Origin of the sequence: Pseudomonas sp. BRG-100 (assembly GCF_000737955.1) — a bacterium.
In the GTDB taxonomy this organism is placed as follows: Bacteria; Pseudomonadota; Gammaproteobacteria; order Pseudomonadales; family Pseudomonadaceae; genus Aquipseudomonas; species Aquipseudomonas synxantha_A.
This window is the reverse complement of sequence record NZ_JPRX01000001.1, coordinates 3,971,290-3,985,128: the sequence shown is the minus strand read 5'-3', so window position 1 is coordinate 3,985,128 and position 13,839 is coordinate 3,971,290. Positions and strand designations below refer to the sequence as shown.

17 protein-coding genes are annotated in these 13,839 nt (G+C 56.7%); 1 reads left to right on the top strand and 16 read right to left on the bottom strand.

The features are described 5' to 3' along the window. Positions 1 to 38: 38 nt before the first annotated feature. On the bottom strand, positions 39 to 554 hold the full coding sequence (locus JH25_RS09655; RefSeq protein WP_005791904.1) for a single-stranded DNA-binding protein: 516 nt from the start codon (positions 552 to 554) through the stop codon (positions 39 to 41). A gap of 9 nt (positions 555 to 563) precedes the next feature. Further along, complete coding sequence (locus JH25_RS09660) at positions 564 to 1,958, bottom strand: MFS transporter (RefSeq protein WP_005791905.1); 1,395 nt, start codon at positions 1,956 to 1,958, stop codon at positions 564 to 566. A gap of 178 nt (positions 1,959 to 2,136) precedes the next feature. Between JH25_RS09660 and uvrA the strand changes: the two genes are divergently transcribed. Continuing rightward, entirely contained in the window at positions 2,137 to 4,971 is a 2,835-nt protein-coding gene (gene uvrA, locus JH25_RS09665; protein ID WP_032879214.1) for an excinuclease ABC subunit UvrA, read from the top strand. A gap of 66 nt (positions 4,972 to 5,037) precedes the next feature. Here the strand turns inward: uvrA and bfr are convergent, their stop codons facing one another. The 14 genes from bfr to rplF form a co-directional block, all read right to left on the bottom strand. Further along, positions 5,038 to 5,502 (bottom strand): bacterioferritin, encoded by a 465-nt coding sequence (gene bfr, locus JH25_RS09670; protein ID WP_032879213.1) that lies wholly within the window; start codon positions 5,500 to 5,502, stop codon positions 5,038 to 5,040. A gap of 155 nt (positions 5,503 to 5,657) precedes the next feature. Further along, a complete protein-coding gene (locus JH25_RS09675; protein WP_005791910.1) occupies positions 5,658 to 7,106 on the bottom strand; it encodes a catalase in 1,449 nt (482 codons plus the stop codon). Positions 7,107 to 7,343: 237 nt separating this feature from the next. Beyond that, positions 7,344 to 7,730, bottom strand: a complete 387-nt coding sequence (gene rplQ, locus JH25_RS09680) for a 50S ribosomal protein L17 (protein WP_003176402.1) — start codon at positions 7,728 to 7,730, stop codon at positions 7,344 to 7,346. 41 nt (positions 7,731 to 7,771) lie between these two features. Then, entirely contained in the window at positions 7,772 to 8,773 is a 1,002-nt protein-coding gene (locus tag JH25_RS09685; protein ID WP_003176403.1) for a DNA-directed RNA polymerase subunit alpha, read from the bottom strand. 22 nt (positions 8,774 to 8,795) lie between these two features. After that, positions 8,796 to 9,416, bottom strand: a complete 621-nt coding sequence (gene rpsD / locus JH25_RS09690) for a 30S ribosomal protein S4 (protein ID WP_003176404.1) — start codon at positions 9,414 to 9,416, stop codon at positions 8,796 to 8,798. 18 nt (positions 9,417 to 9,434) lie between these two features. Further along, a complete protein-coding gene (rpsK, locus tag JH25_RS09695; protein ID WP_002555466.1) occupies positions 9,435 to 9,824 on the bottom strand; it encodes a 30S ribosomal protein S11 in 390 nt (129 codons plus the stop codon). 30 nt (positions 9,825 to 9,854) lie between these two features. Next, positions 9,855 to 10,211, bottom strand: a complete 357-nt coding sequence (rpsM, locus tag JH25_RS09700) for a 30S ribosomal protein S13 (RefSeq protein ID WP_003194635.1) — start codon at positions 10,209 to 10,211, stop codon at positions 9,855 to 9,857. Positions 10,212 to 10,340: 129 nt separating this feature from the next. Beyond that, positions 10,341 to 10,457, bottom strand: coding sequence for a 50S ribosomal protein L36 (gene rpmJ, locus JH25_RS28190; RefSeq protein WP_002555468.1), 117 nt, complete (start codon positions 10,455 to 10,457; stop codon positions 10,341 to 10,343). A gap of 28 nt (positions 10,458 to 10,485) precedes the next feature. Next, entirely contained in the window at positions 10,486 to 11,814 is a 1,329-nt protein-coding gene (gene secY / locus JH25_RS09705) for a preprotein translocase subunit SecY (protein WP_003194637.1), read from the bottom strand. After that, positions 11,815 to 12,252: a 50S ribosomal protein L15 gene (rplO, locus tag JH25_RS09710; RefSeq protein WP_003176407.1), complete on the bottom strand. Its 438-nt coding sequence runs from the start codon at positions 12,250 to 12,252 to the stop codon at positions 11,815 to 11,817. Positions 12,253 to 12,255: 3 nt separating this feature from the next. After that, positions 12,256 to 12,432, bottom strand: a complete 177-nt coding sequence (gene rpmD / locus JH25_RS09715; protein ID WP_003176408.1) for a 50S ribosomal protein L30 — start codon at positions 12,430 to 12,432, stop codon at positions 12,256 to 12,258. 2 nt (positions 12,433 to 12,434) lie between these two features. Beyond that, positions 12,435 to 12,935 carry a 30S ribosomal protein S5 gene (rpsE, locus tag JH25_RS09720; protein ID WP_003176409.1) on the bottom strand — a complete coding sequence of 167 codons (501 nt, stop codon included), beginning with the start codon at positions 12,933 to 12,935 and terminating at the stop codon, positions 12,435 to 12,437. Positions 12,936 to 12,938: 3 nt separating this feature from the next. Next, a complete protein-coding gene (rplR, locus tag JH25_RS09725; RefSeq protein WP_003186037.1) occupies positions 12,939 to 13,289 on the bottom strand; it encodes a 50S ribosomal protein L18 in 351 nt (116 codons plus the stop codon). Between the two features lie 10 nt (positions 13,290 to 13,299). After that, the gene (rplF, locus tag JH25_RS09730; protein WP_003194640.1) at positions 13,300 to 13,833 is read right to left on the bottom strand and encodes a 50S ribosomal protein L6; all 534 of its coding nucleotides are present in this window, start codon (positions 13,831 to 13,833) and stop codon (positions 13,300 to 13,302) included. Positions 13,834 to 13,839: the final 6 nt, after the last annotated feature.

The window sequence follows — 13,839 nt, the reverse complement described above, 5'->3', positions numbered from 1 at the left end:
CTTCGCTTTTTTTGGATTACGTTCTGAAAAGCTGAGTATCAGAACGGAATATCGTCATCAAAGCTGTCGAAATCCTGAGCCGGTTGCGGCGCAGCCTGTTGTGGCGCTGGACGCGACTCACGCTGTGGCTGCTGGGTTGGCTGTGGACGCGACTGCTGTGGACGCGGTGCCGAGTTGGACATGCCGCCCTGGCCCTGTTGGTCGCCCTGTGGACGGCCGCCCAGCAATTGCATGGTGCCTTGCATGTCGACCACGATTTCGGTGGTGTAACGCTTGATGCCGTCTTTTTCCCACTCGCGGGTTTGCAGTTTGCCTTCGATGTAGACCTGCGAACCTTTGCGCAGATATTCGCCGGCAATCTCAGCGACCTTGCCGAACATCGACACGCGGTGCCATTCGGTTTTCTCGACCTTCTGGCCGGTCTGCTTGTCGGTCCACTGTTCGCTGGTCGCCAGACTCAGGTTGGTCACGGCATTACCGTTAGGCAAGTAGCGAACTTCGGGATCCTGGCCGCAAGTACCGACCAATATGACTTTGTTAACCCCACGGGCCATAACGTTCTCCTAGGCTGGGCGCGCTGTCGGCACTGGGTTGACCAGTTGCTCGAGCGTCGCGCGATCCAATAATTCGGTGTCCAATTTGATGTAAATGGCCGCCTCTTCAGCGACCACGACTGCATCCGTTACCCCTACGACGGCCTTCAGGCGCTCTACCAGACCAGCCTCGCGGATCGCCTCGGGCGATAGCGGCAAACGCAGACTTGTGACGTAGGGAGGTTCGCGCATGGTAACAGCAAAGACCAGCCAAAGTGCAGCCAGCCCGGCGCATCCGAGGAAGACAACCGACAAACCGCCATGCTGGAACATCCAGCCACCCATGATGCCGCCCAACGCCGAGCCAAGGAACTGGCTGGTGGAGTACACCCCCATCGCCGTGCCCTTGCCGCCAGCCGGTGAAACTTTACTGATCAGCGACGGCAGCGAAGCTTCCAGCAGGTTGAACGCGGTGAAAAACACCACCGTACCGATGACCAGTGCCCGCAGGCTATCGCCGAACTGCCAGAAGAATAGTTCAGTGAGCATCAATGTCGCGACGGCGCCGAGTAAAACTCGTTTCATTTTGCGTTTCTTCTCGCCATAGATGATGAACGGGATCATGGCGAAGAACGAAATCAGCAGCGCGGTGAGGTAGACCCACCAATGCTGCTCCTTGGGCAGGCCGGCTTTTTCCACCAGGGCCAGGGGCAAGGCGACGAAGCTGCACATCAGCATTGCGTGTAATACGAAGATACCTAAATCCAGGCGCAGCAGGTCCGGGTGCTTGAGCGTCGGCAGCAGCGCCTGACGCGCGACGCCCGATTCTCGGTGCTGCAGCGTGCCGGTAGAGCGCGGCACCATAAAGGCTACGATCACAATCCCGACCAGGGCCAGGCCGCCAGTGGCCAGAAACAACCCGTGCAGACCAAAAGCGCTCGTCAGCAACGGGCCGACCACCATGGCCACGGCGAACGACAGACCGATGGTCATGCCGATCATGGCCATGGCCTTGGTGCGGTGCTGTTCTCGGGTCAGGTCCGACAGTAAGGCCATGACCGCGGCGGAAATCGCCCCGGCGCCTTGCAGGATGCGTCCGGCAATCACGCCCCAGATTGAATCGGACTGGGCCGCAAGCACACTGCCAAGGGCGAACACGATCAAGCCAAGATAAATCACCGGGCGACGGCCAATGCGGTCGGAAATAATCCCGAACGGGATCTGAAAAATCGCCTGGGTCAGGCCATAGGCGCCAATCGCCAGGCCGATCAACGCGGGGGTAGCGCCTGCGAGATCCATTCCATAGGTCGCCAGCACCGGCAACACCATAAACATGCCCAGCATACGGAAGGCGAACACCAGGGCCAGACCGCTTGCCGCTCGGGTCTCGCCGCTACTCATGCGTTCGCTGTGGGGATCGTGCATGGAAAAACCTCGTGTGAACCGGCGGCGATTCTACCAGTCCCATCGATTGAGAGGGTATATGCGGCGCTTTGCCGCGCAGCTTTCATCTAAGGCTGCAAGCGGCCTTTTGACAGTGTATATTCATCCAGTCTTTAGCCGTATACTCCGGCATTATTTACGCCCGCCGTGCGAGGCCATCTTGGACAAGATCCTGATTCGTGGGGCTAGAACCCACAACCTGAAGAACATCGACCTGACCCTGCCCCGGGACAAACTGATCGTCATCACCGGCTTGTCCGGCTCCGGCAAGTCGTCCCTGGCGTTCGACACGCTGTATGCCGAAGGTCAGCGTCGCTATGTGGAATCCCTGTCGGCCTATGCCCGGCAATTCCTGTCGATGATGGAAAAGCCCGACGTCGACACCATCGAAGGCTTGTCGCCGGCCATTTCCATCGAGCAGAAGTCGACCTCCCACAACCCGCGTTCCACCGTGGGCACCATTACCGAAATCTACGACTACCTGCGCCTGCTGTATGCGCGCGTGGGTATTCCGCGCTGCCCGGACCACGATATTCCCCTGGAAGCCCAGACCGTCAGCCAGATGGTCGACCTGGTACTGGCCCAGCCGGAAGGCGCCAAGCTGATGCTGCTGGCGCCCGTCATCCGCGAGCGCAAGGGCGAGCACCTTTCGGTCTTCGAAGAGCTGCGCGCCCAGGGTTTTGTACGTGCGCGCATCAACGGCAAGCTCTATGAGCTGGATGAAGCGCCCAAACTCGACAAGCAGAAAAAGCATTCCATTGATGTGGTGGTCGACCGCTTCAAGGTACGCGCCGACCTGCAGCAGCGTTTGGCGGAATCGTTCGAGACCGCGCTGAAGCTGGCCGACGGCATTGCCCTGGTGGCGCCGATGGATGACGAGCCGGGCGAAGAGATCATCTTCTCCGCGCGCTTCGCCTGCCCAATCTGTGGGCACGCCATCAGCGAACTGGAGCCCAAGCTGTTTTCCTTCAACAACCCAGCCGGCGCCTGCCCGACGTGCGATGGCCTGGGCGTGAAGCAGTTCTTCGATATCAAGCGCCTGGTCAATGGCGACCTGACCCTGGCCGAGGGGGCGATACGCGGCTGGGACCGGCGTAACGTCTACTATTTCCAGATGCTCGGGTCATTGGCCTCGCACTACAAGTTCAGCCTGGAAGTGCCGTTCAACCAGCTGCCGGCAGACCAGCAGAAGGTCATTCTGCATGGCAGCGGCTCGCAGAATGTCGACTTCAAGTACCTGAACGACCGTGGCGACATCGTCAAGCGCTCCCACCCGTTCGAAGGCATCGTGCCGAACCTGGAACGTCGCTACCGCGAGACCGAATCGGCAAGTGTGCGTGAAGAACTGGCAAAATTCCTCAGCACACAGCCTTGCCCGGATTGCCGTGGCACACGCCTGCGCCGTGAAGCGCGGCATGTGTGGGTGGGCGAAAAAACGTTGCCGGCAGTGACTAACCTGCCAATCGGCGATGCGTGTGAATATTTTGGTGTCCTCAAGCTCACCGGGCGTCGTGGGGAAATTGCCGACAAGATCCTCAAGGAAATTCGCGAGCGCCTGCAGTTCCTGGTCAACGTTGGCCTGGACTATCTGTCACTGGACCGCAGCGCCGATACCTTGTCGGGCGGTGAAGCACAGCGGATCCGGCTGGCCAGCCAGATCGGTGCGGGCCTTGTTGGCGTGCTGTATATCCTCGACGAACCGTCGATTGGCTTGCACCAACGGGATAACGATCGCCTGCTCGGCACGTTGAAACACCTGCGGGACATCGGCAATACCGTGATTGTGGTCGAGCACGATGAAGATGCCATCCGCCTGGCGGACTACGTGGTCGATATCGGCCCGGGTGCAGGTGTGCATGGCGGACATATCGTTGCCGAGGGCACGCCTGCCGAAGTGATGGCGCATCCTGATTCGTTGACCGGCAAGTACCTGTCTGGCCGGGTGAAGATCGAAGTGCCCGCCAAGCGTACGCCGCGTAACAAAAAGATGGCACTGCATCTCAAGGGCGCGCGCGGCAACAACCTGCGCAATGTCGACCTGGAGATTCCGCTGGGCCTGCTGACCTGTGTGACCGGTGTTTCCGGTTCGGGCAAGTCGACGCTGATCAACAACACGCTGTTCCCACTCAGTGCCACCGCGCTGAACGGCGCGACCACCCTGGAAGCGGCGGCGCACGACAGCATCAAGGGCCTGGAGCACCTGGACAAGGTGGTCGATATCGACCAAAGCCCGATTGGGCGTACCCCACGCTCCAACCCGGCCACCTACACTGGGCTGTTTACGCCGATCCGCGAGCTGTTCGCGGGTGTACCCGAGTCCCGCTCGCGCGGCTATGGACCTGGGCGGTTCTCGTTCAACGTCAAGGGCGGGCGCTGTGAGGCCTGCCAGGGCGATGGCTTGATCAAGGTGGAGATGCATTTTCTGCCGGACATCTACGTGCCGTGCGACGTGTGCAAAAGCAAGCGCTACAACCGCGAAACCCTTGAGATCAAGTACAAGGGCAAGAGCATCCATGAAACCCTGGAGATGACCATCGAGGAAGCTCGCGAGTTCTTCGACGCGGTGCCGGCGTTGGCGCGCAAGCTGCAAACGCTGATGGATGTGGGCTTGTCGTACATCAAGCTGGGGCAATCGGCGACTACGCTGTCAGGTGGCGAGGCACAACGGGTCAAGCTGTCTCGCGAGCTGTCCAAGCGCGATACCGGCAAAACCTTGTACATCCTCGATGAACCGACCACCGGTCTGCACTTCGCGGATATCCAGCAATTGCTGGACGTGCTGCACCGCCTGCGAGACCACGGCAATACCGTGGTGGTAATCGAGCACAACCTTGATGTGATCAAGACCGCTGACTGGCTGGTGGACCTTGGGCCGGAAGGTGGTTCCAAGGGTGGCCAGATCATCGCAGTGGGTACGCCGGAGCAAGTTTGCGAAATGCCACAGTCGCACACCGGTTACTACTTGAAACCGTTGCTGGCGCGCGACCGGGCCTGACTTTTTCTAGCCCAATAAAAAGCCCCTGTCACTTTGCGGTGACGGGGGCTTTTTTACAGCTGGGAATCAGAACTGCGATTGCAGGTAATTCTCCAGGCCAATCAACTTGATCAGGCCCAACTGTTTTTCCAACCAATAGGTGTGATCTTCTTCGGTGTCGGCCAACTGCACGCGCAGAATTTCCCGGGTGACGTAGTCGTTGTGCAGCTCGCAAAGTTCGATGCCCTTGCAGAGCGCAGCACGAACTTTGTACTCGAGGCGAAGGTCGGCAGCGAGCATGTCCGGTACCGTGGTCCCCACATCGAGATCATCAGGACGCATACGCGGCGTGCCTTCGAGCATCAGGATACGGCGCATCAGTGCGTCGGCGTGCTGTGCCTCTTCTTCCATCTCATGGTTGATACGCTCGTAGAGCTCGGTAAAGCCCCAGTCTTCGTACATGCGCGAATGGATGAAATATTGGTCACGAGCTGCCAGTTCGCCCGTCAGCAACGTGTTGAGGTAATCGATTACGTCGGGGTGACCTTGCATCGCCCTACATCTCCCTGCTTGAAAGACTGTAGTTTGAACCATGATGACTTGAAGGTCACGGGATCAACGGCAGAAAAGTGAAGATTTCCGTAGAAAAGTAGCTGAAATAACGCAAAAACCGCCCAAATGAGGGCGGTTCTGCTTATCGTTTAGAGTCAGTTAAGCGATACACCCAGTGCTTTTGCGATTGCTTCTCCATAAGCCGGGTCGGCCTTGTAGAAGTGCTGCAATTGACGCTGGACCACATCGCTGGAAACGCCAGCCATCGCACCGGCAATGTTATTGGTCAGCAGGGCTTTCTGCTCATCATTCATCAAGCGGAACAGCGCGCCCGCATGGCTGTAGTAGTCCGTATCTTCGCGGTGATCGTAACGATCAGCAGCGCCGCTCAGGGCCAGTGCCGGCTCTGCGTACTGCGGGGCTTGCTTGGGCGCATCGGCATAGCTGTTTGGCTCGTAGTTGGGAGCCGCACCGCCATTACTGCCGAAGGCCATAGAACCGTCACGCTGGTAACTGTTAACCGGGTTGCGCGGCGCGTTTACGGGCAGTTGCTGGTGGTTAGTGCCGACACGGTAGCGGTGGGCATCTGCGTAGGCAAACACTCGACCTTGCAACATACGATCGGGTGACAGGCCAACGCCTGGAACCATGTTGCTCGGACCAAATGCAGCCTGCTCCACTTCAGCGAAGTAGTTCTGCGGATTACGGTTGAGCTCAAGCTCGCCCACTTCGATCAGCGGGAACTCTTTTTGCGACCAGGTCTTGGTCACGTCAAACGGGTTCTCATAATGAGCGTTTGCTTGAGCCTCAGTCATGATCTGGATGCAGACGCGCCATTTCGGAAAATCACCGCGCTCGATAGCACCAAACAGATCACGCTGGGCATAGTCAGGGTCGGTACCCGCCAGGCGTGCAGCCTCGGCCGGGGCCAGGTTCTTAATGCCTTGCTTGGTCTTGTAGTGCCACTTCACCCAGTGGCGTTCGCCCTTGGCGTTGATCAGACTGTACGTGTGACTGCCGAAGCCGTGCATGTGGCGATAGCCGTCTGGAATGCCACGGTCCGAAAACAGAATGGTGACCTGATGCAGCGCCTCTGGAGAGTGCGACCAGAAGTCCCACATCATCTGCGCGCTTTTCAGGTTGCTCTGCGGCAGGCGTTTCTGGGTGTGGATAAAGTCCGGGAATTTCAGCGGATCCCGGATGAAGAACACAGGGGTGTTGTTGCCCACGATGTCCCAGTTGCCCTCTTCGGTATAGAACTTCAGGGCAAAACCACGTGGATCACGCTCAGTGTCAGCAGACCCGCGCTCACCACCCACAGTGGAGAATCGCAGGAATGTAGGCGTTTGCTTGCCAACAGATTCGAACAGCTTGGCACTGGTGTACTGGGTGATGTCTTGGGTAACGGTGAACGTACCGTAGGCACCCGATCCTTTGGCATGCACGCGCCGCTCAGGAATGTTTTCACGGTTGAAGTGAGCGAGCTTCTCGATCAGATGGAAATCGTCGAGCAACAACGGGCCACGAGGGCCTGCGGAACGGGAGTTCTGGTTATCCGCAACAGGAGCCCCGCTGGCGGTGGTAAGGACTTTATTCTGGCTCATGCGCAATCTTCCTCAGGTCGGACTTTGAACTGCCGGCTAAGCGGCTTGGAGGGAGTATTGATCATCAACACTACGCCTACAAATTCATTAAATCGTATGCGTCGATAGAAAATAACTAACAAGACTCCGCTCGCTATAGTGCAGCGCACTGTCTATGGAAGCTTGTATAAGTTGCGCTTTTGTTACGCGCACAAAAAACCGGGCGCGAGGCCCGGTTTTTTGTTGCAGCTTGTCGTCTTACTCGGCGCTTACAGCTTCGCCGGCAGTAGCACGATCAACCAACTCGACGTACGCCATAGGCGCGTTGTCGCCAGCGCGGAAACCGCACTTGAGGATGCGCAGGTAGCCACCCTCACGGGTAGCGTAACGCTTGCCCAGGTCGTTGAAGAGCTTACCAACGATAGCTTTCGAACGAGTACGGTCGAAAGCCAGACGGCGGTTAGCCAGGCTGTCTGTCTTGGCCAAAGTGATCAGCGGCTCAGCAACGCGACGCAGTTCTTTAGCTTTCGGCAGTGTAGTTTTGATCAGCTCGTGCTCGAACAGCGACACCGCCATGTTTTGGAACATGGCCTTGCGGTGCGAGCTGGTACGGCTCAGGTGACGACCACTTTTACGATGACGCATGGTTCATTCCTTACCAAACTCACGTTCGGTGATTACGACGATCAGGCAGTCGCCTTGTCGTCCTTCTTAAGACTTGCAGGCGGCCAGTTGTCGAGGCGCATGCCGAGGGACAGACCGCGGGAGGCCAGAACGTCCTTGATTTCAGTCAAGGATTTCTTGCCCAGGTTCGGAGTCTTCAACAGTTCTACTTCGGTACGCTGAATCAGGTCGCCGATGTAGTAAATGTTTTCCGCCTTAAGGCAGTTAGCCGAACGTACAGTCAGTTCCAGATCGTCAACCGGGCGAAGCAGGATCGGATCGATCTCGTCTTCCTGCTCGATTACCACTGGTTCGCTGTCACCTTTGAGGTCGACGAACGCAGCCAACTGCTGTTGCAGAATGGTTGCAGCGCGGCGGATAGCCTCTTCAGGATCCAGGGTACCGTTGGTTTCCAGATCAATAACCAGCTTGTCCAGGTTAGTACGCTGCTCGACACGGGCGTTTTCCACCACGTATGCGATACGGCGAACCGGGCTGAACGAAGAGTCAAGCTGCAAGCGACCAATGCTGCGGCTTTCGTCTTCATCGCTCTGACGCGAGTCGGCCGGTTCATAACCACGACCACGAGCTACAGTGAGCTTCATGTTCAGGGCGCCGTTAGACGCCAGGTTAGCGATTACGTGATCGGGGTTAACGATCTCGACATCATGATCCAGCTGAATATCGGCAGCGGTAACCACCCCCGAACCCTTCTTCGACAAGGTCAGCGTAACTTCGTCACGGCCGTGCAGCTTGATAGCCAGACCTTTAAGGTTCAACAGGATTTCAATTACGTCTTCCTGTACACCTTCGATGGCGCTGTACTCGTGGAGCACACCGTCAATCTCGGCCTCGACTACTGCACAGCCGGGCATTGAGGACAACAGGATGCGGCGCAGCGCGTTGCCCAGGGTGTGGCCAAAACCACGCTCGAGAGGCTCGAGAGTAATTTTGGCGCGGGTTGGACTGACAACCTGCACATCAATGTGGCGGGGTGTCAGGAACTCATTTACCGAAATCTGCATGGATGCACCTATTTTCTAGCCCTTACTTGGAGTAGAGCTCGACAATCAGGCTTTCGTTGATGTCGGCGGACAGATCACTGCGAGCAGGAACGTTCTTGAAAACGCCCGACTTCTTCTCAGTGTCTACTTCTACCCATTCTACGCGGCCACGTTGGGCACACAGATCGAGAGCTTGGACAATGCGAAGTTGATTTTTAGCTTTCTCGCGAACTGCGACCACGTCACCAGCACGAACCTGGTAAGACGGAACGTTTACGGTCTGACCGTTAACGCTGATCGACTTGTGCGATACCAGCTGACGGGATTCGGCACGAGTCGAACCAAAGCCCATACGGTATACAACGTTGTCCAGACGGCATTCGAGCAGTTGCAGCAGGTTTTCACCGGTTGCACCTTTCTTGCCAGCAGCTTCTTTGTAGTAGCCGCTGAACTGACGCTCGAGAACGCCGTAAATACGACGGACCTTCTGCTTTTCACGCAGTTGGGTGCCGTAATCGGACTGGCGACCGCGGCGTTGGCCGTGGATACCAGGTGCTGCTTCAATGTTGCACTTCGATTCGATCGCGCGCACGCCGCTCTTCAGGAAGAGATCGGTGCCTTCGCGACGAGCGAGTTTGCATTTTGGACCAATGTAACGAGCCATTCTTTACAATCTCCTGGATTACACGCGGCGCTTCTTCGGCGGACGGCACCCGTTGTGCGGGATTGGCGTCACGTCGGTGATGCTGGCGATCTTATAGCCACAGCCGTTCAAAGCACGGACAGCAGACTCACGACCTGGACCTGGACCTTTGACGTTAACGTCGAGGTTTTTCAGGCCGTATTCCAGCGCAGCTTGACCAGCACGTTCAGCAGCTACTTGAGCGGCAAACGGGGTGGACTTGCGGGAACCGCGGAAACCCGAACCACCGGAGGTAGCCCAAGAAAGCGCGTTACCTTGACGGTCGGTGATGGTCACGATTGTGTTGTTAAAAGATGCATGGATGTGGGCGATGCCATCAACCACTGTCTTTTTAACTTTTTTACGAGGACGAGCAGCAGGTTTTGCCATGATAATTTTCCTGTCGATTCGCTGGGGCGATTACTTGCGGATCGGCTTACGCGGACCTTTACGGGTACGCGCGTTAGTCTTGGTACGCTGACCGCGTACTGGAAGACCACGACGATGACGCAGACCGCGATAGCAACCGAGGTCCATCAAACGCTTGATTTTCATGTTGATTTCGCGACGCAGGTCACCTTCAGTGGTGAACTTCGCCACTTCGCCACGCAGCTGTTCAATCTGCTCGTCGCTCAGATCCTTGATCTTAGCGGCTGGGTTTACCCCAGCAACTGCGCAAATTTTCTGCGCAGTAGTGCGACCAACACCATAGATGTAGGTCAGCGAGATAACAGTGTGCTTGTTATCTGGAATGTTAACGCCTGCAATACGGGCCATTCAGTGGGACTCCAATTGACAGCTACCTACGCCCCGGAAGCCAAGAAATAGGGCGCGAGATAATATCGCTGTAATAACAAATAATCAACCCGGCAGCGCACTAGCTGCCGGGCTTCAAGCGGATCACACTCAGCCTTGGCGCTGTTTGTGACGCGGTTCCGCGCTGCAAATTACTCGAACAACACCTTCGCGGCGAATAATCTTGCAGTTACGGCACAGCTTTTTCACCGATGCACGAACTTTCATCACCAACTCCTCGAACCTTATGGGGTACTCAGCGCAACATGCCGCTGCCGTAGCCCTTCAGGTTGGCTTTCTTCATCAGGGATTCGTACTGGTGCGAAACGAGGTGCGATTGTACTTGGGACATGAAGTCCATCACAACCACGACCACGATCAGCAACGAGGTCCCGCCAAGGTAGAACGGAACGTTTGCTGCAACCACCAGGAACTGGGGCAACAGACACACGGCCGTCATATATAGAGCACCGAACAGGGTCAAACGAGTCAGAACGCCATCAATGTAGCGTGCCGACTGCTCACCTGGACGGATACCCGGAATAAAGGCACCGGACTTCTTCAGGTTTTCCGCTACGTCTTTCGGATTGAACATCAACGCCGTATAGAAGAAGCAGAAGAAAATAATCCCTGCACTAAACAGCAGAATATTCAACGGCTGACCAGGAGCGATCGACTGAGAGAGGTCCTGCAGCCAGCCCATATTTTCAGACTGACCAAACCAGGTACCCAACGAAGCCGGAAACAGCAAGATGCTGCTCGCGAAAATTGCCGGAATAACACCGGCCATATTCACTTTCAGCGGCAAGTGGCTGGTCTGCGCAGCAAAAACCTTACGGCCCTGCTGACGCTTGGCGTAGTGAACAGCAATACGACGCTGGCCACGCTCAATGAACACCACAAAACCGATAATCGCTACTGCCAGCAAACCGATAGCAACCAGGGCGAAGATATTGATATCACCCTGACGCGCAGACTCGAAAGACTGCCCGATTGCTCTCGGAAGACCGGCGACGATACCTGCGAAAATCAACATCGAGATACCGTTACCAACACCACGCTCAGTAATCTGCTCACCCAGCCACATCATGAACATCGCACCAGCCACAAACGTGGATACCGCGACGAAATGGAAGCCAAAGTCACCAGTGAACGCAACGCCCTGCCCTGCCAGGCCAACGGACATGCCGATAGCTTGAACCAGGGCGAGGACTACAGTGCCGTAGCGGGTGTACTGGCTAATCTTGCGACGGCCAGCTTCACCTTCCTTCTTCAACTGCTCCAGCTGCGGGCTGACGGCTGTCATCAGTTGCATGATGATCGACGCCGAAATGTACGGCATGATCCCCAGTGCAAAGATGCTCATCCGCTCCAGCGCACCGCCGGAAAACATGTTGAACAAGCTAAGAATGGTCCCCTCATTCTGTCGAAACAGGTCTGCGAGTCGGTCCGGGTTGATACCTGGAACCGGGATGTGTGCGCCTATTCGGTAGACGATAATCGCCAGGAACAGAAAACGCAGACGAGCCCAAAGTTCAGACATACCGCCTTTGCCGAGCGCTGAGAGAGCACCTTGCTTAGCCATTTATTCCTCGAACTTGCCGCCAGCTGCTTCGATAGCCGAACGCGCACCTTTGGTGGCGCCGATTCCCTTGCCGATAGTGACAGCGCGAGTCACTTCACCGGACAGCATGATTTTCACACGCTGTACGTTGACGTTGATCACGTTGGCATCTTTCAGGGTCTGCACAGTAACGATGTCGCCTTCCACTTTAGCCAGCTCGGACAGACGCACTTCTGCGCGGTCCATGGCTTTCAGGGATACGAAACCGAACTTAGGCAGGCGACGATGCAGCGGCTGTTGACCGCCTTCAAAGCCTGGAGCGATGGTGCCACCGGAGCGGGAGGTTTGACCTTTGTGGCCACGGCCACCAGTCTTACCCAAACCGCTACCGATACCACGGCCCGGACGATGCTTTTCGCGACGGGAACCCGGCGCTGGACTCAGATCATTGAGTTTCATCGATTAACCCTCTACACGCAGCATGTAGTAAGCCTTGTTGATCATCCCGCGATTCTCGGGAGTATCCTGGACTTCTACAGTGTGACCGATGCGACGCAGACCCAAACCTTTAACACACAGTTTGTGGTTAGGGATGCGGCCGGTCATGCTTTTGATCAGCGTTACTTTAACGGTAGCCATGATCAGAAGATCTCCTTGACAGTCAGACCACGCTTGGCAGCGATGGACTCAGGAGATTGCATAGCTTTCAGACCCTTGAAAGTGGCGTGAACCACGTTTACCGGGTTAGTCGAGCCGTAGCACTTGGCCAGAACGTTCTGAACGCCAGCAACTTCGAGGACAGCACGCATAGCGCCGCCAGCGATGATACCGGTACCTTCAGAAGCAGGCTGCATGTACACCTTCGAAGCGCCGTGAGCGGACTTCATTGCGTACTGCAGAGTGGTGCCGTTCAGATCAACTTGGATCATGTTGCGACGAGCAGCTTCCATTGCCTTCTGGATCGCGGCAGGCACTTCACGTGACTTGCCACGGCCGAAGCCAACACGCCCTTTACCATCACCCACCACGGTCAACGCGGTGAAAGTGAAGATACGGCCGCCTTTAACGGTTTTGGCTACGCGGTTAACTTGAACCAGCTTCTCAATGTAGCCTTCGTCGCGCTTTTGGTCGTTATTTGACATAACTTAGAACTCCAGCCCAGCTTCACGAGCAGCATCAGCCAGCGCTTTCACGCGACCGTGGTACTTGAAGCCAGAGCGGTCGAAAGCCACTTGCGAGACGCCAGCGGCCTTAGCACGCGTAGCGACCAGCTGGCCAACCTTTGTGGCCGCGTCGATGTTGCCAGTGGCACCATCACGCAGTTCTTTATCCAAAGTCGAGGCGCTTGCCAGGACTTTGTTGCCGTCGGCCGAGATGACCTGGGCGTAGATGTGCTGCGACGAGCGGAACACGCAGAGACGCACGACTTCGAGTTCGTGCATTTTCAGGCGTGCTTTGCGAGCGCGACGCAGTCGAGTAACTTTTTTGTCGGTCATTTGCTATGCCCTACTTCTTCTTGGCTTCTTTACGACGGACGACTTCGTCCGCGTAGCGCACACCTTTGCCTTTGTACGGCTCTGGTGGACGGAAGTCGCGGATCTCAGCGGCCACTTGACCTACCAGCTGCTTGTCGATGCCCTTGATCAGGATATCGGTCTGGCTAGGAGTCTCAGCAGTGATGCCCGCTGGCAGTTCGTAATCCACTGGGTGCGAGAAGCCAAGGGCAAGGTTCAAAACCGTGCCTTTTGCTTGCGCTTTGTAACCAACACCGACCAGCTGGAGCTTGCGCTCGAAGCCTTGGCTTACGCCTTGGACCATGTTGTTTACCAACGCACGCGTGGTACCGGCCATTGCGCGAGTTTGTTGATCGCCATTGCGAGCAGCGAAACGCAGCTCACCAGCTTCTTCAACGATCTCAACGGACGAATGGATGTTCAGTTCAAGAGTACCCTTGGCACCCTTCACCGAAAGCTGTTGGCCTGCGAATTTGACTTCGACACCGGCTGGCAGCTTAACGGGGTTCTTAGCGACGCGAGACATGCTTAT